Below are 23,008 nucleotides of genomic sequence, written 5' to 3' on the forward strand. Positions count from 1 at the left end.
TGATAAATCTTACTGACTGCTACTGCTTTGTTTTGTCTGCTCTGCCTTTGCTTCGGCGGCATTTTGCTCTATCTGACGGCGAACCGCCGCCTGCTCCTCTTCATCTTTCGTTTGCGCTTTATAGGTATCCTTAGTAGTTGTATTATCGTTACCGGTACTGTCTTCTTGTTCCCGTTCCATGCGCTGACGCTTCCTGAATCTCCTGCGCCACTCCTTTTGTTTCTCTGTTTTTCCTTTAAGGATTTCTTTAAAGGTGTCATAGTCCAGGGTCATAGAGAAGCCTATCCCCGTTTCAACAACCTGGCCTTGAATGACAATAAAATGGTCATTCCGGTAAGCGCGTAATAAATAACGCCCGTCTCTGCTGAGCTTATATCCTATCGAAACATTCCCGGCAATACTGGTGGCTTTCTCTCCTGCCTGTGCACCTTCCAGATTGAAGTTATTGCCTACGCTAACCGTTAACCGGTCATTCAGGAAACTTTTCGACAGGCCTACATTCAGGTCCGTTCTATTGGTAGCGGTACCGGAAGAGTAATCTTCTCCAGAGGTCAGTCCAAAGTCCAGGTCCACGCCGCTGATCAGATTGTCGGCCAGCCGGTTGAGCTGGTCGGAAAGCAAACTGGATACGCTATTTCTAAGTGCCCCTTCTACCGTCTGCCCTTCCACCATACTCTGCAAAGGATTATCTCCGATAAAATGTCCCAGCACCAACACACCGAGGACTTGCTTATTCATTTCATTGGGATCCATTCGGATCTGGGCTAACCGGGTGTTCACCGCCGTGGTCACTTCGCCCGACACATTGACCTTACTTTTATCATCGGGTAACATAATATCAAAGCTGATCTCCGGCTTGAGTAACTCGTTTTTCATCATCAGATTTACCTCAAACGGTAATTTCTGTTTAAACTGTACGGTATTTTCCGTGCCGGTCAGTTGATTTTCTACCAGATCCAAGGGCGGTACATTGGCTATATAGACAGCTGTCAGATCAACATTGGCACTGGTAGGGTCACCGGTCCATACAATAGTACTTCCTTTTTTGAAGGTGAATTTTCTCTTGACGGTAGCATAGGAGAGATTATAAGACCCGTCATTAACTTCATAGGTGCCCGTAAGACTTGTCTTGCCGCTTGGGTCAATACCGCCATTTAGGTGCGCTTCTCCCCTGAGTTTGACCATATCACCATTGCGCTCATCCAGCACAATCGAAAACAGTGCGTTCTTATCTACATTGATGGTCGCAGATATGTCCATTCCCTGAACCGCTGTATTTCTTAAGGAGTCCAGTTGCCTTTCTACCAGAATAGAGTCCAGGTTGGGCTGCGGGTTCTTTTTAACAAACTCGACTACACCCTCTCTTTCTTCCACAGAGGGGTCTGCACTGGGAACCACAATGGTTAGATCTGTTTTATCGCGAACGCCAATTGTGCCATCCACGACTGGCGAATTCATATTGCCGTCGATATTCATGCGGGCATCCATATAGAGTTTGCCATAATATAACGGATTATCCGCCTTCGTGCTGCTGATAACCTGGAAATCGCGGGCATTGACCCTCAAAGCAAAACCATAATCGGTAAAATTGGTGGTTTTGATCCTGCCATCAATGGTGAGCCGGTTTTTCTGCTGATCCAGCACATGCACCCTGTTAAAAACGATACCTTCGTCATCAAACTGTATTTTTTCATCAGGCATCGTAAAAGGTGCATTCAACATTGCCACATTAAAAGCTGCCTGGTTAAAATGCAATTGACCATTTATTTTAGGTTGGTCAATACTGCCCTGAATGGTCATACGTCCGTCCAGGCTCCCATTCATATCCTTTAGATAACCCAGTGTCAGCCCCTCGATGGATTTAAGTGCCAGTTTTTGTACATTCAACTCAAAATCCATCTTACTTTCAGGGTTGGTATAATACGCACCGGCAAGGTCCACCTGGTTGCCTTGCCCGGTGATCGCAACATGTGTCTGGTATTTGCCGGCTGTTTTATTATCTATGTTTAAGGCGATATTACCAATCGTATCCGTTTTAAAATTCAGATCCTGGATATTCATATTCGCTGTGACCAAGGGATTGGTCATGACCGAATCGATCGTAGCCTCTCCGCTTAGTATACCTCCTACCTGGATAGAGTCCTGATTGATGATCTTGGTTAATGTTTCAATTTTGAAATCTTTAAAATTAACTTTTAGCGGGGCACCTCCTGCTTCAGGTACACTTTGCACCAGTAATTGTTGGCCTCGATCAGATATGCCAAAGTTGTGGATTAGAATACCACTGGAATCATACCGGATGAAATTATCCGGCTGTACTTTCCAGGGTGTATAATCCAGTAACAGGCTATCGGGTAGCAGCCGCATCTGCAGCTGACTGCCATTAATAGCTGCCTGAGCGCCTAATCTATAATACGGTTTTCCGGCCTGGTCATGTACGTTTAACAGGGCATTGAGCTTATTTTGCCGGACAGTCCCCGCGATTGAAGGTTCATATAGCTGAACGGCGTCTCCCACAGCGGCATGTTTAAAGCCGGCCATATAATTCAGCTGACTGTTATCCCCCTGTATACTCAGATGACCTCCTGAAAGGGTATCCGTGTCATAGACCACGGAGGGAATTACCCCCCGGATATCCAGTACTGGTTCTTTGTTATCAAAACGCCCGGTGATGCGAATGGTATCCATTTGTCTTAACTCCGGCAGAAAGGATGCCAGCATCGGTGTTCTGAATACCTGCGCATTGAAACTGAATTGCTGGTGACTAGTGGAGTCGGAAGAGGTGGAATCAGCTGATATGCGATTGGTTGTAATGGTGTTTTCAGCCTTTTTATGGGCAATCGTCAGGCTGTCTGCGCTTTTGTCTCCAACGGGTAAAGCAGGAAGGCTATCTACTGCCATATACTTATTGAAGAGCTGCTGAAAAGCGGGTGCCAGCTTTGTTAATTGATATTGTCCCTGCATCACAGCGGTCAGTCCCAAAGTAGCTGCATCCAGGGTCAGGCTGCTGGAGTCAGGACCAGCCTTTGATACAAAACTCAGAGAATCCGCCTGTAATCTTTTATTGCCGCTGACCAGTACCAGATTTTTAACGTCTATGGAACCGTTCAGAGAGTCCGGATCAGCACTGGCGAAGCCTGCTGACACGTGGGTATGTAATTTAAGCGTATCCGTTGTCAAGTGCAGTGCCTGAAAATCTGCGCTGTCCAGTTGCAAATCCAGGTTAAGAGCGGGAGCCCTGGATGTCATGTCGGCATCTCCCGTGAGGTCAAAATGTATATTCGGGTCCGCCATCGCGGCTGCAACGGTATATTTACCCTGGTCTGCATCGGCCTTAAAGTTGAGGTTCTGATAATCATATCCCTTTAATTCCAATGAATGAATCACACCCTTTAAAGCCAGGCTGGCTTTTTTGGGATTGAAGCTCTTTCCTTTCAGATCTGTTTGCAAGGATATTTTGCCGACCATATCCTGCATGCCAGTCATCTTACCGATATTGAGCTCCTCTGCGGTCAGGTATCCCTGATAGGTTTCCTGATCGGTAGTGCGCATATCAACTTGCCCTTTAAAACCGGCATTCCCGTCACTACTGTTTAACACCAGATCGGTCTTGAACTTACTGATGGTTCCTTCAAAATAACCGCTGGCCTGCATAGACACCGGCAGTTGATACCCTTCAGGCATGACACCGGCGGGCATCATTTTATTAATATCTTCACCTGTTGTTGTAAGCTCTCTCAGGGTCAGATTCATAAAGGTTTTATCGGGATCAGGCAGGCCCATTAAATGCCCGGTAGCTTTCAGGCTTGTATTGCCTAGTCCACTTACCTCCAATGTAGGAATATTTAGATCACCTACTTTACCCTCTAGTTTCGCTTTTAGCCGTACCCGGCTGGCAGTGAAATTCGTTATAGCAGGATAGGCCTTTAAAAAAGGAGCTATCATCAATACGTCCTGCATTCCGACATAACTATTCTCAATAGTAGCGTTTATACCCAGCAGTGAAGGATTTTCTGCGACCGCATCCAGCGAAGGATAGCTGATGGCGATCTGATCTTTTAATTCACTATTGGGGAGTCTGAGAAAAAAGTCTTTGAAGTAAGCCGCTCTTGGGCCATAAAAAAAGATGCCACTCAGACTATCGACGGCAAACCCGCTTCTATCTTTCAGCGACAACGCTTTAATATTTCCCTGCATACTGTCCGAGACGAACCAGAAGTTATCTATCAAGACATGGATATGCTGCATATCCAAATGGCCATAATCCAATCCTTCTTTTTGGTCAGGCATTGCTTCGTTATCAAAACGAACCCGGTTGTTGTTTAATACAATTTTGTTTACAGATAGTGACCAGGGTGCATTATTTGCCGGTGTAATCAGCGTATCAATATGTTTGGCGGTCTCGGAAACGACCTTTGTAACGGTCGTAGGATTACGCATCACAACAGATGCGCTGGTGGTATCTAATTGTATTTGCCGGATTCCTATTTTTTGTTTAGCTAAATCGATCCGGTCAAAATTCACGAGCAGTCTCGCCAGGTCAATACCGGCATCCATTTCCGCTGAGTGATAGTTCAACCATATTTTTGACAGATCTACCTTCCCAACAGAAAGCGTCATATTGAGCGGTTCTGTGGCCGTGTCTGCCACAGGCGAGGCCTCACTGAGTGCCAGCTGTTGTATATTCGCCCGCACATTACTCAGGTGAGTGACCGGAATACCGAATCGCATTTTGTTCAGATCAAACTCGCTGACTCTGGTGTCAAAATGCCCGACATAAAAATGTATATAATTTTGATCGACAGAATCATTATACGTCATTTGTATCCGGTCCAGGTTGATCCTGTCCAGATCGATGGCAAAACTGGAGGAAGAACTAGTGTCCTCAGTTGCCTGTGTCGTGTCGGCGAAGGCGGCAATGATATAATCAAAATTATAAATACTGTCCTTCGTCCTGGAAATTTTAGCCGTCACTCCCTGCCAGTTGATCTGATCGACCACCAGTCGCTTTTTAAACAGCTTCCATAAATCCAGCCTGGCCTCCAGGTCCTGACTGTAAAGTAAAGTGTCCCTATGCTGATCTTCCAGATAGACGCCTTTAACCGAAAGAGCGGTCGGAAATTTTAAGTAAATGGAAGCGATCTCTACTTTGGTGCCTAGCTTATTTTCTAAATAACTAACCGCTTTTTTACGGATAAAGTTTTGAACAGAGGGAACCTGCAATAGCAATACGACCAATACCAGAACCAGGATCACAGATCCCAGTACCCACAAAAGGGTCTTGAGTGCTATTCTAAGGGTTTTAGTCAAAAATTAATTTTGCTGTAAAGGTAATTTATAGTCACCGGGTTAACAAGGATATAGACGACATTTAAAGAATCTGTAATCCAAAGATCCCTACCTGTCAAAATATCAAGACAGATTGGGCAATTATCTCTACAAATGGGATGCCTGATTGTCTAAGCAATCCCGTTAACAACCGGTCTATTGGTGTGTCAGTAACAGCGGTCTGACGCTGTGATAATCCATCTTGATTCGATCAGGGCTCCGCCTGCTCGCTTTAAATGTAAAAGGCATTATATAAGTTTTTCGGGGGCCGACTGCTGAATGGGTATGATGGGCATGAAATACATAATAATATTGCCCGTCTTTATCTTGAAACACGTCTCCATGACCCGTGCCCGAAAGGCCGGTCTTAGCACCGGTAATAATAGGATTATCCGCTGCTTTTACCCAGGGGCCGGTTGGGGACTTAGAGGTGGCATATCCTACACTGTAATCCGGGTTTCTAAAGTCGTTGGCGCTATAAAACAAATAATAATAGCCACGATGGAATAAGACGGTAGGCCCCTCGGTTACCGGCCACTTAGCGGCCGTGGTATTTTCCCAGTCAGTGGTCGCCTGGATACAGCGCTTTTCCGTACCCGCCTTAACAGTAAACTGGCCTTTTTCCGCCCCTGACACAGCCTGTAGTTCTGCGACATATATTTTGTTGCCCGCGTCCAGCTTGACATAGTAGATATAGGTCTTGCCACTGGCACTGTCACGGTATATAAATGGGTCGATGTGTTTAAACCCGTCCTCAAATAGTTTGGCCGGATCTTTCTGAACAAAAGGCCCTTCCGGTCCACGTTCTGACCTGGCAATGGCAATCTGCTCACTAGCTGTATAGGCCATTAAGAACGGCCGGTCGCCGCCCAAAGAGATGACCTGTGGTGCCCAGAAGCCACTGTTTCCATAACTATGAGCGCTATCGAGTACAAGATAAGAGGCGCTATTATTGTGTAATATCCTTTTCCAGTGATGCAGGTCACTGGACACAAAACCTTTGAAACCAGCCCTGACGGTCTGGTCTGCTGCCGTACCATACAAATAATATCTGATGACCCCGTTCTGCTGAAATTTAAAAATTGTGGGGTCGGCGATGGAGAGCGTATCAATTGCCTTGCCTGTTTTTGCATACTGGCCCGAGACGGGTGCCGACAGTTGTAAAAGTAATATGCAAAGACACCCAAACCTGAGAAGAAAAGATAATGCGTTATTGCTGTAAAGAGAATATGTCATTGCTTTCATCCCTCAAATATAATGCAGAACATGCAGAAAAGCTATGGCTACTATCAGGTGAACCTATTTGAGTGCTTCTGTTAACGCCTGACTCATCACCGCAATGAATGCGCTGTCTATATTGTCCTTACTACCAGAGGCCTTATATGGGTTAGCTAGCGTGGCCCGGAAACTTCCCTCTTCGTCGGGTTCAAAAAGCACCTCCTGATTTCCGATCTGTGTGGAAATCTTATAAGTATATCCCAGACGCCGGAATGTAAATTCAAGTGTGACCTCCTTGCCTTTATACTGCACAGGTAACGTAAATGTTTCTTCCATTGATTCAGTCATTAAATCATTGCAGAATACAAAGTGACCGGACTCGTGTCTCTATAACGTTCACCCCTATTGCGCTCGTCTCGCAGGAAGCTCGAATACGTTTACGGAGCAGGCTGGAACGCTTACCGAAATCTGTGCTTCATTTCCGCGGGACTGAACCCTGGGTAACACGTAGTCAGGGCTGCCGGGCCTTTTGTTTTCTTGTTGCTTTTCTCCAAAGCTAAGGTATATCGGTTGAATGGCATCGGGTTCCTGCAAACTGTTATAGCGATAAGCGGAATCACTGTGCAATAAGGTCCATTTACCTACGGCGTTTCTGGCGATCCTAAGCCCCCTTAATGTGATTTGAAGCGATTTAGCGCGACCCGATACATTCACCAGTTTTATAAAGGTCTGGCCCGTTCTGCTGTCAAATGTAGTACTGGCATACAGGCTGTCTTGCCCTTTTAAAGGCGCATTACCCGACGTGATAGGCAGTACCTCTGTGCCCTTAGACAGTGAAAATATTTGTTGTACATAATAATTAGGCGTGGCTATGGAGGTCAGGTTGTCAAACCAGATCAGATCCGGCCGCCATTGCCAGGCATTGACATTAGCTAATAGAGGTGCATAGGAAGCCATGCGTACAATATCCGCATTTCTTTCCAGTCCGGTCATAAATGCCGCTTCTGTCAGCGCGCTGTAAAAACTATTGGCTGATTCCGGTGCCGCGGAAGCTTTTCCGTGTGCGGCATACTCTCCGGCAAAGACTTTGGGGCCTTTTCTGTCATACGTGTCATAACGGCCGGCATTTTTTAAAAACCATTCTGGTGGTGCGTAATAATGCTCATCAATTAAGCTGGGATGGAGTCTGCGAAGCGTGGTCCAGGCGGTATCAAACCACTCACCGCTGTTATAGGGACCACTGCCAGACACCAGCTGAATTTCCGGGTGCGCTGTCCGTAATCTGCTTTCAAATATTTTATACCTGTCAAAATACTGCGTATCCCACTGCTCATTACCCACCCCAAGATATTGAAGGTGGAATGAGCCAGGGTGTCCCATCCGGGCGCGAAGACGGCCAAAAGTTGTTGAGGTGTCTCCATTGGCAAATTCAATCAGATCCAGTGCATCTTGAATATAAGGCTCCAGGTCGGCCGCGACTTCTCCTGAATTAAACTGGCAGGCCATACCACAATTAAGGATAGGTAAAGGCGCAGCTCCCAAATCTTCTGCCAGCTGAAAATATTCAAAAAAACCCAGCCCATAAGACTGGTAATAATCCGGTGCGTTCCGAGGCGCCTTAAACTCTGTCTGCCATCTGTTGGAAATGGTTGTTCTCTCCGCTACAGGTCCTACCGTGTTTTTCCATTGGTACCTGTTCACCAAAGTCCTACCCTCAACGATGCATCCACCGGGAAACCGGATAAACCCCGGATGCAAATCATAGAGCTTTTGTACCAAGTCTTTTCTAAGGCCGCCCGGCCGGTTTTTCCAGGTATGTACCGGAAATAAAGAGAGCATATCTGCATCCAGTTGTCCGTTTCCTTTAAGAAGAAGCCTGAGGTGTCCTTTTTCCACCGTATTTTTGGCGGTCAATGTATCGCTATATTGTACCCACTCCCCTGTTGCCGGCAGCGGCTTCCAGTCAGAACGTGTGAATATGTGACCGGCCGAGTCCACGATCAGTAGCTGTAACTCGATCTGCTGGCCTACATCCAGCCTAAAATTCCCGGTAAACCGGTAGGGCTCATTTTTAACAAACCCCATACCCCTGAAACCTTCGTTCTCCAGTCCAAAATAATGGCTGATCGATATATGTGCATATCTGTGATTGCCATTATGTGGTTCATTATTGCCTTTGTTTGTGATCAGTACTTTACCGCCTAAACTGACCTGCGGTTGGCGGGCATCTTCTTTGCGTAATTGTTTCCATCCCATAAACGGGTCGTCAAACTCAAATGACCGGTTTTTAACGAGTTCGCCGTAGATCCCACCATCGGCTGCGAAGTTTATATCTTCAAAGAAGATTCCCCACATCGTAGATGATACCGCTTTACCTCCACTCCGCCCATCGATCATCAGATGTGTTGTATGTGTGCTGTCATTGGGCATGGCGGCTTGTATGTGGCCAGCCAATGCAAAAATGCATGAAAGAATAACGAATACCTTACGATTCAAATAATTCATTTGGAGTGTGTTTAATCAATTGCAAATTACAAATGTAAATATAACACTTGTTAACCAATAATCAATGAATGTTAGCATAAAAACAATAATATATACATTTTAGTAACAGAAATAAGCGGCGTGTTCAAGATCGGTTATTATGTTATATATGTGATTCCAGATTGATATTATTGATAAGTTGAAAAACCACTTTAAGTTAACATGAATTATAAAGCAATACTAATTTTTTAGTTATGGTTTTCTAAAACAAATTATGCAAACAACTGAGTTTTTGCATTTTTTTTCATAGGTACAACATTTTATACCTATGAACATGTATTATTTTTTGTATTGCTCCAAATGTCTGTTTTACATTGTTTTGCGGACGACATTGCGTATTAGTTTTTTAAGAATAATTATTTTTTTATCCTATGCAAATTTTGTCAATCGTTTGCGTAACGACGGCCTATTTGCAAGAATTGGTTAAGTGCCTGCCTATATTTGACCAAGGCAATGTTAATGTGTTTTTTGGTTTTATTAATGACCATCCACTCAACAAAAATTTTGAATTCATGAAAAAATCTCAGGGAGTTTTGTTATTCGACAAAACCAAGGGCGCTTTTAAGTATGGCGTCGGCCTGATAGCTATTTCTGCTTTGATGATGCCGTCCGGTTTTTTATGGGCAGCAGGAAATCCAAGCAGCAACGACAGCTACACTGATCAGGCAAACAAACAGCAAATTACTGTTACCGGTCATGTAAAAGACCAGTATGGGTTGCCGCTTCAGGGCGTGTCTGTACAAATAAAAGGCACCAATAAAGGGGTGATCACCGGTATCTCGGGAGAATTTACTATTACAGTTCCCGGACCAGAGTCTATTCTGGTATTTACTTCTATTGGTAAACAAACTGAGGAAATTAAAGTAGGAGGCCAGACGGATATCACTGTTCAGATGGAAGAAGGCGCCGGCAATCTGGATGAGGTCGTGGTTGTTGCCTTTGGTAAGCAGCAAAAAGATCTGATTACCTCTTCTATCGCTGTGGTCGATAATAAGGTCATGCAGGACCGGCCGGTACCCAACCTGACCTCTGGTTTACAAGGACAAGTGCCCGGATTAAATATTGTTTCTAACTCGGGGCAGCCGGGTGCTACACCTTCCATCAATATTCGCGGAGCAGGCTCATTGAAAAGCGAGACGAATCCGTTGGTTATCATCGACGGGATTCCGGGGTCATTATCGATGATCAATCCCAATGATGTTGCTTCAGTATCGGTTTTGAAAGACGCCTCTGCATCCTCTTTATATGGAGCCAGGGCTGCCAACGGTGTTATTCTGATTACTACTAAACAGGCAAAAGTCGGTAAGGCAAGTATTAATTATTCCGGTTATGTGGGGGTAGAAAATCCGACTGAACTCTTTAAAGAAGCCAATGCCTACAACTACGCCAATGCTTATAACACCGCCCTGATGATGGATGCGACCAGCAGAAATAATCCGGAAATGGATCCTTCTAAAAAAGTGTTCACCGATGAGGAGCTGGCTGCATGGAAATCCGGCCAGGTACCCAGTACTGACTGGCGTGATGCCCTTTTCAGTGAAAACGGGTTTACCCAGTCCCATAACCTAAATATTTCCGGTGGTCTGTCCAACGAAAATATCGCCGTTAGAAATAACCTTTCTTTGGGCTATTTTCAGGAGAAAGGCAACGTCGTCCACACAGATTATGACCGCGTTACCTTACGGGATAATGCAGGCATTGATCTGGGCCGTTTTGGCATCGATCTGGGCCTTGCGCTCACCTATACCAATCAAAAGGCGCCCACATCGGCAAAAGTCGGCGATCTGTGGGCTATTACCAGTGCCATTAATCGTCAGCGTCCTGTTGACCTCATCAAAGATGAAAATGGTGACTGGGTTATTACGGCTACCAATGATACCCGTAACCCCGTGCGCCAGGCGCAGGAAGGCGGCCTGTATCAGAAGAAGATCTATAATGTGATTGCCAATCTGAAGTTGCACTATGATATCACTAAAGATCTGGTACTTAATTTTACGAACAGCGTTAATTATCTAAGTACGAATGCAGATCAGTTTAAAAATACACTGGAATGGTCCAACGGAACGACCACAGGACCGAATTCATCGACCAAAGAATCCTTCAGCACTATGCATTATATGCAGCAGCTGGATCTCAACTATGATAAACATTTTGGCGATCACCACCTTAAAGTTATTGTTGGCGGCCAGCAGGAATATGAAAAATACAAATACCTTAGTGCTTTCCGCCGCGATTTCGTCAATAACAGTTCCGGAAGCCTGCAGCTGGGTGGCTCAGACGGCAAAGATAATAGTAGTGTTGACTGGGACTGGGGGCTGATGGGCGCTTTTGCCAGGATCAACTACGATTACAAAAGCCGTTATCTGTTAGAGCTGAACGCCAGAGAAGACGGATCTTCCAGATTAACGCCTTCCGCTCACTGGGACTTTTTCCCGTCAGCCTCTGCCGGATGGCGCATCTCCCAGGAAGATTTTTTTGCTCCACTGCGTCATATCTTCTCCGAATTAAAACTCCGTAGCAGTTATGGTGTATTGGGCAACCAAAATATTGTAGGTGCGGTTGACGATGATAACAATGCTAAATATTATCCTTATCAGGCTATTGTGGGTCCTACAGTGGATCCCGCTTATTGGGGGCAGCTCTATTATGTATTTGGCGGTAATCTGATTACACCCATGAGTGTGGTACAGGACCCCAATAACACATTCACCTGGGAAAGAACAGCGATTACTGATATTGCCTTGGAAGGCGCCATGTTTAATAACCTTGTGAACTTCTCGTTAGGCTATTATAATAAAACCACAAGGGGGATGTTGATGACAAAAACCGTTTCGGCGGTCAATGGCGGCAAAGATTATGTAGCCAACATTGGTAAAATGCGCAACGCAGGTATTGAGCTGTCGCTGGGACTCACCAAAATGAATCCAGATGGTTTTTCCTATAGCCTGAACGGCAACCTGAGCTATGGCACCAATAAGCTGCTGGATCTCGGGGGGGTCGGATTGGCGCCAGGATCCACGACCGCTCAGATTGCCGGACATCCTAATAATGCCTATTACTTGTATGAAGCTGACGGACTGATTACTAAAGAAGAGTTTTTAGATCCTGATTTTGCACTGATCAATGGACAAACATATGGCGACCAAAAAATTGTTGACCAAAATGGCGATGGTAAGATCGATAATAGTGATCGTGTGCTGATCGACAAGAATTCCACTCCTAAATGGCTGTATGGTCTGAACTTTGACTTTGGCTATCATAATTTTGGTATTGCCGGTATGTTACAGGGTGCAGCTGGTGGTTGGCTTTATTTAGGCGCTAGTACCGGTTACGGATTTAGCAGCGGCTATGGCATTACCAACTGGACTATCGAGAATTCCTATGATCCCATAAATCATCCAGAAAACTATAATACGCGGTTGCCGAGGGTATCTGTCGCCAATTCCGTCAACGCCACCTACCCTTCCACTACGTATTTGTTTAATGCTTCTTATGTGCGTTTAAAGAATCTGCGCGTATATTATAGCCTCCCCGACAGCTTTCTTAAAAAAATCAGTATGAGAAGCGCCAGACTATATGTCTCCGGTCAAAACCTCTATACCTGGTCCAAGCTACCAAGGGATTTAGGGATTGATCCCGAAGTCGCCAGTCCTACTGCCGGTTATCCGTTGTTGAAGACCTATTCCTTCGGCATCGATGTTACGTTTTAAGCTGTTAAACAGTAATCCATTTTTATTCAGGACGGTCGATCGTGCTGAATAAACCCTATAAAATTATTAGAATGAAAAAAATAATATTAGCAATGGCCGTACTTGCCGCTCTGCAGTTTGTTTCCTGTGTTAAGCTGGATCGGGAACCCACAGACGGCTATTCTACTGACAAGTATTTTACCAACAGACAGGCAGCTGAAAGTAATCTGGCCTCCGTCTATCAACTCACTAAAATGAGTGGTTTTTTTGAGGACGGAAACACCATTCTTTTAGATGATATTACCGACAACGCATACTGTCCTTTTACCAATCAGCTGCCTTATTTTATCGCACAAGGCACAGCAACACCTTCGCTGACGGGTAAATACGCGGATGTATACCGGACATATTTTAGTTATGAAGGCATCAAGAACGCCAATTATTTTCTGGAAAACATCGACAAGGTTCCTTCAATGACCGATGAAGAAAAAACGGAAATGAAAGCAGAAGTTCGGTTTTTAAGAGCGTTCAACTATGCTAGAAAAATGATGTTCTTTGGCGGTGTGCCCATTGTGACTAAAGTATTAGCCTATGGAGAGGAAAATGAGTACCCCAGAAACACCGAAAAAGAAGTCACGGATTTTGTTTTGAGCGAGCTGGACACCGTTGCCGCCGAGTTACCAGTCACCAGAGAAGATGCAGATTATGGCCGTGCCACCCGCGGCGCTGCCTTAGCCCTGAAAGCCAGAGTTGCCCTTTTCGCAGGCGACTATAGCACTGCTGAAAAAGCGGCCAAGGCAGTCATTGATCTGGGCGTTTATGGCTTATATAATAACTATGAAGGACTTTTCTGGGAGAAAAATCAGACGGATCCTGCGCGCAATAAAGAAGTGATTCTCGAAGTTACTTATAAAGCGCCTACCTGGGCTTCTTGGATAGATGCATTATATACAGTAGCAGAAGGCGGCTGGAATTCTGTCAACCCTACTCAGAGTTTGGTAGACGCCTATGAGACCAAAAACGGAAAGTCAATAACTGATGATCCGGCATATAATGCGGATAAACCCTATGAAAACCGGGATCCTCGTTTTTATGCTTCGATCATCTATCCCGGCGAGAAATGGAACGGCCGTATTTTCAACAGCCTGGAACCCGTAGGCCCGGATGAATATTACAATTCTTCCAAGGGTAACCGTAGCCGTACCGGCTATTGTCTGCGTAAATATTGCGCGCCGCTCAATGATCTGCCCAATGGCGATCCGGCAGATGGGCAAGGCTTAAGCTTTATCGTCTTCCGATATCCAGAGGTATTGCTCACATATGCGGAGGCCTTGATTGAGCAAAATAAGGATCTGTCCACAGCAGCTGCTATGCTCAATCAGGTTCGTGCCCGTGTCAATATGCCCCCGGTCACAGAAACCAGTCAGGCCGGTCTTAGAAAAAGGTTACGCAATGAGCGTCGCGTCGAGTTTGCGTTTGAAGGACTTCGCTGGTATGATATGAAACGCTGGAAGATCGGTGCGGAAGTGATGAATGGCCCTGTGTATGGTGTACGTCCGGGTAAAGTTAATATGACGACCGGAGAGGTTACTTTTACCAGCAAAAATCATATTACTGTTGGATCAGAAAGAGTCTTTAACGCTGATAGAGATTATTATTTCCCTATTCCCCAGGAAGACCTGGATGCCAGTGAAGCGTTAAAAGGTCATCAAAACCCCAATTGGTAAACAGACGTATGTACCGTGCCGCAAGTACAGACATGAATGGGTAAGCTGACCCATTGCAGGCAGATAATTGACCATAAAAAGAAAGCTGTCTCCAGGGCTATATATAGGCCGGAGACAGTTTTTATTTATGGCAAACTAGGTAGTATAATGATTTATACCCGTCCGGTCCGTAATTTGCGATAACAAAATAAACAATGTCAACGTCCTCCAAAGAAATGCTCCCCATCATCTATACGATCGGTCATTCAAACCGGTCAGAAGCTGAATTTTTGACTTTGCTAAAGGAATTTCAAATCCGGTTATTAGTGGATATCCGCCGTTTTCCCGGCTCTGCAAAATGGCCCCAGTTCAGTCAGGCACATTTGCAACACGCTCTACCGGAACATGACATACAATATTTTCATCTGGAAGCCCTGGGCGGCAGAAGATCCATCCATAAAGACTCAGCAAATGTCGCCTGGCGCAATGCTTCTTTTCGGGCCTATGCTGATTATATGGAAACACCTGCTTTTGCTGCAGGTATAGAAGAGCTGGAAATGCTGGCGCGGCAACATACAACTGTGATCATGTGCGCCGAAGCCGTATGGTGGCGCTGCCACCGGTCTTTAGTTTCCGATTACCTAAAAAATGCAGGATGGCAGGTTTACCACATAATGGGGCGTGCAAAGGCCACTGCCCACCCTTATACAGCCGTCGCAAAAATCGTGAACGGGCATTTATCCTATCGATAATATAATAAAGGAGTAAAGTAGGGCTGAACGGAAAAGTATAATGATTGTAAAAATATATATTACTAATTATCAACCTTTTATGTTTCTTTCCTTTCTATTTTCATAAATAGATTTTTTTATTTTAGGATTTTCTTTACATTTGTATAGAGACAAAAATCATCCACCTGCCTTGTGTAAGGCAGGCTTTCAATGTAATATATTAAGGTCAAGTATATTAACTTTTATTATTATTTAGTTGCATATATAGTAATCATATTATTATGTATATATATTATTCCAGTAGAGTCAGCTCCTACTGGTATTAGCTACAGTGAGAGGAATCCGACAAAACCTCACTCTTGTACTTGTAAATTGCCCCTGGTTCCCCAGGGGCTCTCTTTTGTTCATATGATTGTGCCGACGATGGAATGTTATTTGGGGAGTCTATTCTGTAATTTGATCGACAATCTTAAAAATGAGTCCCATGAAAACGAAAAGCTTACCGGGCAGCTTGATCATCACCATTACCATGATAGTATTATTTGCAGCACAAAGTTGTCATAACCGTTATGACGAGGGCTCAGAAGAAGGCCATTATGATACCGTTCAGACCAGGACAAACGATCACACAATGACCAATCAGCAACATGATGGTCTGGATAAGGCCAAAACCGATACCATCGCTACAGTTGATTCAACCGGTAATCAATAGTCATTACATAGTTGCGTCAAAACGATTTTATTCCAAGCCGGCAGTAGCGTGAATATAACTTATTTGCTGGTACTGCTCAGCTATGCATTAGATTTCTCGTTTTGCATAGCCTTCGCTTTAGGTCTCACAGACTCCCCTGATGGGGACGTTCCTGCCTGTTTTTGTTTAATGTCCGACTGCGCACCCTAGCCGGACAATATTTTTAGACCTTTCCCGAGTATGTTCCTGGCATTTACATCTTTGTCATGGTGGGTATGACAGCAGCCGCAGGTCCAGGTCCTGTCTGCCAAAGTCAGGTCTTTTTTCTTTTCCCCGCAAACATGACAGGTTTTGGAAGAGGAGAAGAACCTGTCAACTTTCACGGACTTCCGGCCATACCAGTCTCATTTATACGCTAACCGGGCCAGTAGCTTTCCCAGTGAAAGATCTGACAGGGATTTTGCTAAACAGTTACTATTTGCTTAATGAAAATTTTGTAATCTTTTTTATATTACTACAATTGTATAGCCGGCTGTTCAGAATATTAATCGTAAAGTTTTCCAATTTATTAGAAGTATATAGTGAAAAATTTGAAATTTGTATATTTAAACAATTTTACTGTTTATTTTCGGATAATAATTTGACTTTTATAAATGACTACAAAACAACCAATTAAGTCACTTATTTCAGAATACTATAACTGCTTTTATCATATTTCTTTATGGTAATTAATTAATAATCAACAGATTTGCTTATATTTGGGCTGCCGTTTTAACGGCAAAAACTACATGTGGAAAGATGTTATCCGGCTAACCCCTTTTACAACAACTTACCGGACGACATAAAGCAAAACCAGTCTTTTAATATCGGATACAGTGTACCAGCTGTTATCCCAATACGAAATGTTTACACATGAATGATTTAAAACTTTATGATGACCGACATAATTTACTGACCATTGAAGCGGGCATCCCCAAAAAATTCAACAACCACAGAATCCCCGATGCCGCCGGTTATCACGTCAAAGTAGGTAGTAACGGTTATATGCTGTTTCAACATATACCAGGCGCATTATGGAATATCTGGATCTCTCATTATCTTTTTACCAAGAATACCACTATATATTGCGTAGGTAGTATTGATGGCGTTGAGTTCCATAATATCCTTGAAGGAAATGCACTTTATAAGAATGGTGACGATGAGTGGCAACATTTGAAAGAAGGCGACCATAACGTATTGTATAATCACACCGTTAGATCTACTGCTAAGTTTCACGATTCACCCCTGGTTACCTTTGATGTTCATCTGACCATACCGGCTTTTAAAACACTGATTGCCGATCAACCTGCCTTTAGAGAATGGATTTCTTATTTTAGCTCGGGTATTAATGCCCGGTTATATCAGGAAGCCGGTTCAAGAAACCTGCCTTTACAAGCGATGATTATGCAAATTGTTGATAAGTGTAAACAGGCAGGATTTGACAGCAATGGCAATCGGCAATTACTGCGGCAATTTCTGGATTCGATACTGGATAATAAAAGCCTCGATTGTAGTTACAAGTATTCTTTTGAAGAAATCGGGCGTTTGATAAAGGCGAAGGAGCGTTTAGGTGCTGACCCTGCCACAAGGATCAAGATTGCTGACCTCTACAAAGAGACGATGATGGGACACAAAAAATTCACAGAAGGGTTTAAACTTATGTTTGGGGTGCTGCCTAGTGTATTTGTATTAAATGAGAAAATTCGAGTGTGTAAATCTTTAATGATACAGCAAAGGGATCTGACCAATGATGATTATGCAATGATAATGAATTTTAATTCCGGGAGCCATTTTGCCAGAACATTCAAAAATATTGAAGGTTGCACGCCTAAGCAGTTCCGTAAAAAATACGGATTATTCAAAAATAGAAACAATAACTTGACCTAAAGCAGGCAACTAGTACTTTCTTAGTTATTGTTGTTTAGCTTTTGACCAAAAAATGACGTAATCTTTCTCTATTAACTGTGGCTGTTTTCTGATAATAATACGGATATTTGTACCGCGATTCAAGTTGATCGGGTGAGTGTTCTAGACAAGATGCGTGAAAAATTTGAAATCTGACAATTGCTTGAAAACGACTCTTTGGGTTTAATCAGAGAATGAATTAAAAACAACAACGATAATAAAAACGAAAACAACAAGTACTGAAGAAGAAGACTAAGCTCGCTATTGCTAATATTAATAAGATATCACGATCGTAAACTTTATGTTGACATTGATTCGCTGTAAATTGTTATGGTTTATAATAATTGAAAGCTAATGCTGTCACCTGCTTCATGCGAACGGCGCGACTGGCTTAAAAATACTCGTCCAGTTTTGGTGCTTTCAAGCATCGATCTGGATTGAAAATGTGTAACGACAATCAAGTAGTGATTGCTGTTGTATGAAAGATTCGATTTGCCACGTGAAAAAACTGGGGGAAATTTGATTGGGGCTCCATTCGATCGAATTTTCCCCTTTATTTTTCCTGCTTCCTTTACCGACATCCAATGAATCAGATCCTGGAGGCCAATTGTTCTGGCCGAGTGTTGTCCGCATAGATCTTCGTTAGGTGGCCTGATTTATCGTAACTGGCAACAAACGGGAAATGCTGTACTTTATAATATTTTTGCACCGTAAAACGATAACCTTCTGTACCCATTTTAATTTGCGGATATTTGTCTAGTGCGTTCTTTTTATAAAAGGCTTCTACGCTGTCCAGTTCTTCATAAGTGATAAAAACGAACTGCTTATCCTTCAGCTCCTCCAGCCTTTTAACCAGGGCTTCAGTAAATCGCTGGCATTCGTCGCAGCCCGGCGAGAAATAAACTAAGACAACTGCTTTGCCAGGTACTAAGGACTTATATGTATATGTCTGCCCACCAACCAATTGTATCTTAAATGGTGCAATGGTTGCAATTCGTTTTTGGTATTGCCCTTGCGCTGACTTTTGATAGTTTTTGCCTAACTCCGCAATCATAGCTTTTCTGTTTGCAGCACTCGCGAGTCCTCCAGTGTCGACACTAACCGGTTTATCAGATTTGATCCGTTCTGGAGCATTGCTTTTATTGCCGGTTTGGCACGAAATGCATACGCCTATTGATGTAAATATCAAACCCGACCATATTATTTTTTTTAGCATCAGATTCATTTTATCGGCCGAAAAATAACGGGGTCCTCGTTTCGTTCTGTTAACTGCCCGCCTTGCGAAATCGTCTTGACTATGATACGGATAACCTGTTTCAACTATCGTTCGACGCTTGAATGTCATCTGAACAATGAACGAGCCTGCTCAGCGCCGCAGGTATCATTTTACTTAAACGAATATATTAACTCAGCTGTTGTTCACCAAAAAAAACGATGACTGAGTATTGTGGCTACAGCGTTATTTCATAGGGCGTTTTTTCGTCCCAATAACCATGATGCAATACGCCGTGCCTGTTATAAACCGTAATTTTGATTTTTGCGCCCTCTCTGTCTACCCGGACGGAAAAATCCTGCTCTTTGTTACTGTCAGAATTGAAGGCTTTAATATGGGCTAAAGTCATGGTCTTCCAGTCCCTGGGCATATACGGCATTAATGTAAAGCGATTAAACCCGGTTGGCTGGATACCAAACAAGCCCTCGGTGACCGCTCTCAGGTAAAGTCCACTTTCTGCAGACAATTGCCGTTGCCCTCCTTCTGGCCAGGCTTCGATTGCATAAGGCACATGGCTGCCTAGCAAGCGCATGGCACTATAGTAACTGAAATATGGATAGCAGAGATCTGTCTTTCCTGCATTGAATAGCCCTCTGAAGGTATACAGAGTGCCTCTGTCCCAATAAGTGCTGTCTCCCTGTTCTGTCAAAATACCATTCTTGCTCCAAAGTTGTTTACTGAGTAGTGCCGCGGCCGTACCTTCTTTACGATCCATCAGTCCCATCACCAGTGGCAGGCAGATCCAGGACCGTAATGTGGTATTGCCGTCATAATATCGATAGGTTTCAAAATGATCTATTGTCCTGCCAAAATACTGCTCAATAGCGAATGCCAGCGCCTTTGCGCGCGCTTTATAAATACGGACGGAATCTGTGTGACCAAGTGCTCTTGCCAGGTCTGCCGCACTGACTAAGGCACCATAAGCCAGCGCATTTGTGGAAAGGTTGGCCTTACCGGAAGGAAAGCGACCTTCCAGTTCATCACTATTAGAAGCAATAATACCCTCCGGTAATTTTCTGGTCTCCAAAAAGTTAAGGCACCAGGTGATCAGCTTCCAACATCGTTTCGCTTCCACTATTTCGCCATATGCCAGTGCAAATCTGGATGCGCCATAGGCGATCATCGCCTGGTCGCCCCTATCCCCTGCGCCCTGCCAGACATCTGTTCCTTCTGCAATAATGGAGCTGGGCAGCGGTTTATATTCAGGATTCATATACCGGGCAAATAGCCGGTAACAATTAATAGCAGACGCGTTACCTTCCTCATAACCCAGAAATGGGAAAAACGGGCTCATATATTCTGCCTGATCATTGGCCCAAATGGCAGCATAATATACACCTCCGCCCGGCCCATGCATTAACCCTCCCTTGGTATCAAAAATACTTTCCGATGCCCGGATCTTCGCAAAATCAAACATCCGGTTAATTGTATCATTGGGCGTTTGAAGCACCAGGTTTTGATGGATTTCCTTGAGATATCTGGCTCTTTTCTGCCATTCATAGCGGCCATCATAATGATAAGGCTGTTCCTGCATAGTGCGCCCATCCGTTACCAGTGCCAGGTCAATGGCGTCGCCCGGAGTTATGACCAATACATTGTCCTTATTAAAGGCATTTTCCGGGAAATACTTTTGCCGAAGCACGTAGCTGCCGTACACACCTTTGGAACTGTCTGTCATTCGGACGCTGTCTTTAATGCCCTGAAAGTTTAAAGTTACAGGTTTCTCAGACTGGTTTACAAGCCGGTATTGCTCAATAAAGGCTGGTTTGTCCATACTCGGGAACAGGTTTGCTTTTATGAGCAATCCTTCCGGGGTTGTGGCAGTGAAGCCCAGTTGTCCGTGAATACTAAAGCGGGTGGGTTGTAATTGCAGCGGCCTGCCATTTATCGTAATGCCTGGCAACGGCGGCCCATTAAAGTGCTGGCTGAGTTGACCATACGTGTTATTAGGGATAATACGTAATCTGGTAAAGATAAGCTGTCTTTTTAAAACCAGCCTGCTGTGTTCATCCACCCCATAGCGGACAATTGCAGCCATGTATTTTCCACTCATCTCCAGGTGGTCCTGGTAGGAGCTCTTTAATGAGGCCACCTGCAAAGCGATTCCTCCATCCACCGAATCTTCCAGGTTCCATATTGGCTTTTGCGCCCCGATCTTCCTGCTATATAAGCTCACAAATAATAACAGGAAGAGTAACTTACTATAATAACCCAGGTTATGACGATATATCTTCATGGGATGATATTAATAAATAGAATAGGCGAATGAGCAGATTCTCCTACAATTTATGGATTATATATGAGAAGTGTACCGTGACTACCCTCTTTTTTCTTAAGAAATTCGAATCGGCTTGCCAAATAAAATGATACGAAGGGTGCAGGCCTTAATAAGCTATCCATTTCTCCAATAAAACACCGGACCCAACCATAAGGGTTGGGCCCGGCTAACCTACCAATTATTGAAAATTTTGACCATTTGTAGGCATTCAATTGTTTAAAGCAGACAACTGAGTTTTGCTAATACATGCATATCCTTGTTGATCAGGTCTCCAGATAACCCGTTTTTAGGCGCTTTTAGCGATACAAGCATAGCGTTAATGGCTCTTTTGAATATCACCGCCCCGAAGCTGCGGTAATAGCTCAAAATATCGAAGAGGGTCTGTTTAAAAAAGCTTCCAAGATTTTTACCCCAAAAGAGGTAGAGGAAATTCAGCGGTAGTTTGCCTGCAGCATACTGGGCAAACTCATTTTGAAAATCAGGGCAGGCCTTTGCGCGATCCGGTACCTTGCGAAGGACCACCTCGGAACCGGAGACAGGATATGGTTTCGGTTCCCGAGAAACGAAGTTGTTTTCTGTGGGATCAATGACAGCGCATTTGCTTTTGGTGAACACACCCACCTGTCTATGCTGGCCTGTACAATTACCTGACATATATGGGATGGAACGCGGGTTATCCGGCTCCGAACTTTCCGCGATAATCGTATCCGGCTTCCGGATTATATCGCTACCCCCGTCCACTATTGTTTCCATTTTGAATGTTCCATCTTCCAGCCTTTCTGCAGAAGCCTCTTTCTGCAATTTGTCCAGTAAAATGACCCGCATCCAGTCAAAAGGAAGATATTTGTTCTCGCATTGTGTTAGGTGATCAATATCCCTATTCCACTCATCTAAAGTAGCTGTCAGGAAGATATCTTTGTTCTCACTGTATTCATATTGTTCCATAGCTGGTCTCTTTAAAGGGTTTCATTTATATCTTTAACATCATCACCAAAAAGGTTACATGGAACGGCAGTTAAATTCGAGCAATTTATCTACCCCCGTTATTAATTCAATTTCCGATGCTGGCATATAGGTGAAAGAAAAGTGCATACAGGAAATTCAAAAAATAAAGCCATGTAACCAAGAAGGTGTATGATGGTTGTTTGGCAATTACAGATTTCATTTGTTTCACAAAGATAAGACGGTACAATATTGAAAACCAAATTAAAATGTCGGAAAAGCCCTGCTTTTCTAAAATAAATGGGTATAAAAATGGTCCTTTTTTTTGGAAAATTAAAATTGCCTTTCAGTATCGCTTTTTCAATTGGTTGATCTTTTATTATGTATAGTATAACACCCATATATGATTAAAAATACAACTATAGAAAATGGGATATTTTAGACACCTTTTTTGTTTTTTTCATCAATGTCATTAGCTTAATTGCACCTACCCCTGTCGACAGCTACTATTCTGTATTTATAGAACGTGCCGTAAAACCGATTCATCACGTAGTGTGGGTGGGATGTAAGGCACAAAAGTATTTGGCTGTTTTACAAAGTACATTTACCTTCGTTTTGTCAGTAAAAGACTTAAAAACCTCGTAAGGGACTTGCGAGTACACGT

The 23,008-nt window shown here is 43.8% G+C and carries 12 protein-coding genes and 1 pseudogene; 5 read left to right on the forward strand and 8 right to left on the reverse strand.

Translation table 11 applies throughout. The annotated features are described in order from the left end of the window. Nucleotides 1-9: 9 nt before the first annotated feature. From K9M52_RS17775 to K9M52_RS17790, 4 genes are all read right to left on the reverse strand, one after another. Nucleotides 10-5,310: a translocation/assembly module TamB domain-containing protein gene (locus K9M52_RS17775; protein WP_224069782.1), complete on the reverse strand. Its 5,301-nt coding sequence runs from the start codon at nucleotides 5,308-5,310 to the stop codon at nucleotides 10-12. Nucleotides 5,311-5,484: 174 nt separating this feature from the next. Further along, nucleotides 5,485-6,573, reverse strand: coding sequence for a glycoside hydrolase family 43 protein (locus K9M52_RS17780; protein ID WP_224069783.1), 1,089 nt, complete (start codon nucleotides 6,571-6,573; stop codon nucleotides 5,485-5,487). A gap of 54 nt (nucleotides 6,574-6,627) precedes the next feature. Next, nucleotides 6,628-6,882 carry a hypothetical protein gene (locus tag K9M52_RS17785; RefSeq protein ID WP_224069784.1) on the reverse strand — a complete coding sequence of 85 codons (255 nt, stop codon included), beginning with the start codon at nucleotides 6,880-6,882 and terminating at the stop codon, nucleotides 6,628-6,630. Between the two features lie 66 nt (nucleotides 6,883-6,948). Further along, the gene (locus tag K9M52_RS17790) at nucleotides 6,949-9,051 is read right to left on the reverse strand and encodes an alpha-L-arabinofuranosidase C-terminal domain-containing protein (protein ID WP_224069785.1); all 2,103 of its coding nucleotides are present in this window, start codon (nucleotides 9,049-9,051) and stop codon (nucleotides 6,949-6,951) included. A gap of 551 nt (nucleotides 9,052-9,602) precedes the next feature. Between K9M52_RS17790 and K9M52_RS17795 the strand changes: the two genes are divergently transcribed. The 4 genes from K9M52_RS17795 (at nucleotide 9,603) to K9M52_RS17810 (ending at nucleotide 15,928) form a co-directional block, all read left to right on the forward strand. Continuing rightward, nucleotides 9,603-12,800, forward strand: a complete 3,198-nt coding sequence (locus K9M52_RS17795; protein WP_224069786.1) for a SusC/RagA family TonB-linked outer membrane protein — start codon at nucleotides 9,603-9,605, stop codon at nucleotides 12,798-12,800. Between the two features lie 71 nt (nucleotides 12,801-12,871). Continuing rightward, nucleotides 12,872-14,506 carry a RagB/SusD family nutrient uptake outer membrane protein gene (locus K9M52_RS17800; protein WP_224069787.1) on the forward strand — a complete coding sequence of 545 codons (1,635 nt, stop codon included), beginning with the start codon at nucleotides 12,872-12,874 and terminating at the stop codon, nucleotides 14,504-14,506. A gap of 194 nt (nucleotides 14,507-14,700) precedes the next feature. Next, nucleotides 14,701-15,237, forward strand: a complete 537-nt coding sequence (locus tag K9M52_RS17805) for a DUF488 domain-containing protein (RefSeq protein WP_224069788.1) — start codon at nucleotides 14,701-14,703, stop codon at nucleotides 15,235-15,237. Between the two features lie 463 nt (nucleotides 15,238-15,700). Continuing rightward, on the forward strand, nucleotides 15,701-15,928 hold the full coding sequence (locus K9M52_RS17810) for a hypothetical protein (RefSeq protein WP_224069789.1): 228 nt from the start codon (nucleotides 15,701-15,703) through the stop codon (nucleotides 15,926-15,928). A 185-nt stretch (nucleotides 15,929-16,113) separates the two neighbouring features. Here K9M52_RS17810 and K9M52_RS19230 read toward each other — a convergent pair. Beyond that, a pseudogene (locus K9M52_RS19230) lies at nucleotides 16,114-16,296 on the reverse strand (zinc ribbon domain-containing protein); the annotation flags it as partial. A gap of 523 nt (nucleotides 16,297-16,819) precedes the next feature. Between K9M52_RS19230 and K9M52_RS17820 the strand changes: the two are divergent. After that, nucleotides 16,820-17,833 carry a helix-turn-helix domain-containing protein gene (locus K9M52_RS17820; protein ID WP_224069791.1) on the forward strand — a complete coding sequence of 338 codons (1,014 nt, stop codon included), beginning with the start codon at nucleotides 16,820-16,822 and terminating at the stop codon, nucleotides 17,831-17,833. A gap of 607 nt (nucleotides 17,834-18,440) precedes the next feature. Here K9M52_RS17820 and K9M52_RS17825 read toward each other — a convergent pair. The 3 genes from K9M52_RS17825 to K9M52_RS17835 all read right to left on the reverse strand — a co-directional run bounded on the left by K9M52_RS17825 (nucleotide 18,441) and on the right by K9M52_RS17835 (nucleotide 22,347). Beyond that, complete coding sequence (locus K9M52_RS17825) at nucleotides 18,441-19,067, reverse strand: TlpA family protein disulfide reductase (protein ID WP_224069792.1); 627 nt, start codon at nucleotides 19,065-19,067, stop codon at nucleotides 18,441-18,443. Between the two features lie 235 nt (nucleotides 19,068-19,302). After that, entirely contained in the window at nucleotides 19,303-21,360 is a 2,058-nt protein-coding gene (locus tag K9M52_RS17830; protein WP_224069793.1) for a glucosidase family protein, read from the reverse strand. Nucleotides 21,361-21,618: 258 nt separating this feature from the next. Next, the gene (locus K9M52_RS17835; protein WP_224069794.1) at nucleotides 21,619-22,347 is read right to left on the reverse strand and encodes a hypothetical protein; all 729 of its coding nucleotides are present in this window, start codon (nucleotides 22,345-22,347) and stop codon (nucleotides 21,619-21,621) included. Between the last annotated feature and the right edge of the window lie 661 nt (nucleotides 22,348-23,008).

It is taken from the genome of Arachidicoccus terrestris (genome assembly GCF_020042345.1).
Taxonomy (GTDB): Bacteria; Bacteroidota; Bacteroidia; order Chitinophagales; family Chitinophagaceae; genus Arachidicoccus; species Arachidicoccus terrestris.

Coding starts and splice junctions, on each gene's coding strand:
- K9M52_RS17810 (WP_224069789.1), top strand. CDS start 15,701: ATGAAAACGAAAAGCTTACCGGGCAGCTTGATCATCACCATTACCATG.
- K9M52_RS17825 (WP_224069792.1), bottom strand. CDS start 19,067: ATGCTAAAAAAAATAATATGGTCGGGTTTGATATTTACATCAATAGGC.
- K9M52_RS17820 (WP_224069791.1), top strand. CDS start 16,820: ATGAATGATTTAAAACTTTATGATGACCGACATAATTTACTGACCATT.
- K9M52_RS17795 (WP_224069786.1), top strand. CDS start 9,603: ATGAAAAAATCTCAGGGAGTTTTGTTATTCGACAAAACCAAGGGCGCT.
- K9M52_RS17780 (WP_224069783.1), bottom strand. CDS start 6,573: ATGAAAGCAATGACATATTCTCTTTACAGCAATAACGCATTATCTTTT.
- K9M52_RS17800 (WP_224069787.1), top strand. CDS start 12,872: ATGAAAAAAATAATATTAGCAATGGCCGTACTTGCCGCTCTGCAGTTT.
- K9M52_RS17805 (WP_224069788.1), top strand. CDS start 14,701: ATGTCAACGTCCTCCAAAGAAATGCTCCCCATCATCTATACGATCGGT.
- K9M52_RS17790 (WP_224069785.1), bottom strand. CDS start 9,051: ATGAATTATTTGAATCGTAAGGTATTCGTTATTCTTTCATGCATTTTT.
- K9M52_RS17785 (WP_224069784.1), bottom strand. CDS start 6,882: ATGGAAGAAACATTTACGTTACCTGTGCAGTATAAAGGCAAGGAGGTC.
- K9M52_RS17835 (WP_224069794.1), bottom strand. CDS start 22,347: ATGGAACAATATGAATACAGTGAGAACAAAGATATCTTCCTGACAGCT.
- K9M52_RS17830 (WP_224069793.1), bottom strand. CDS start 21,360: ATGAAGATATATCGTCATAACCTGGGTTATTATAGTAAGTTACTCTTC.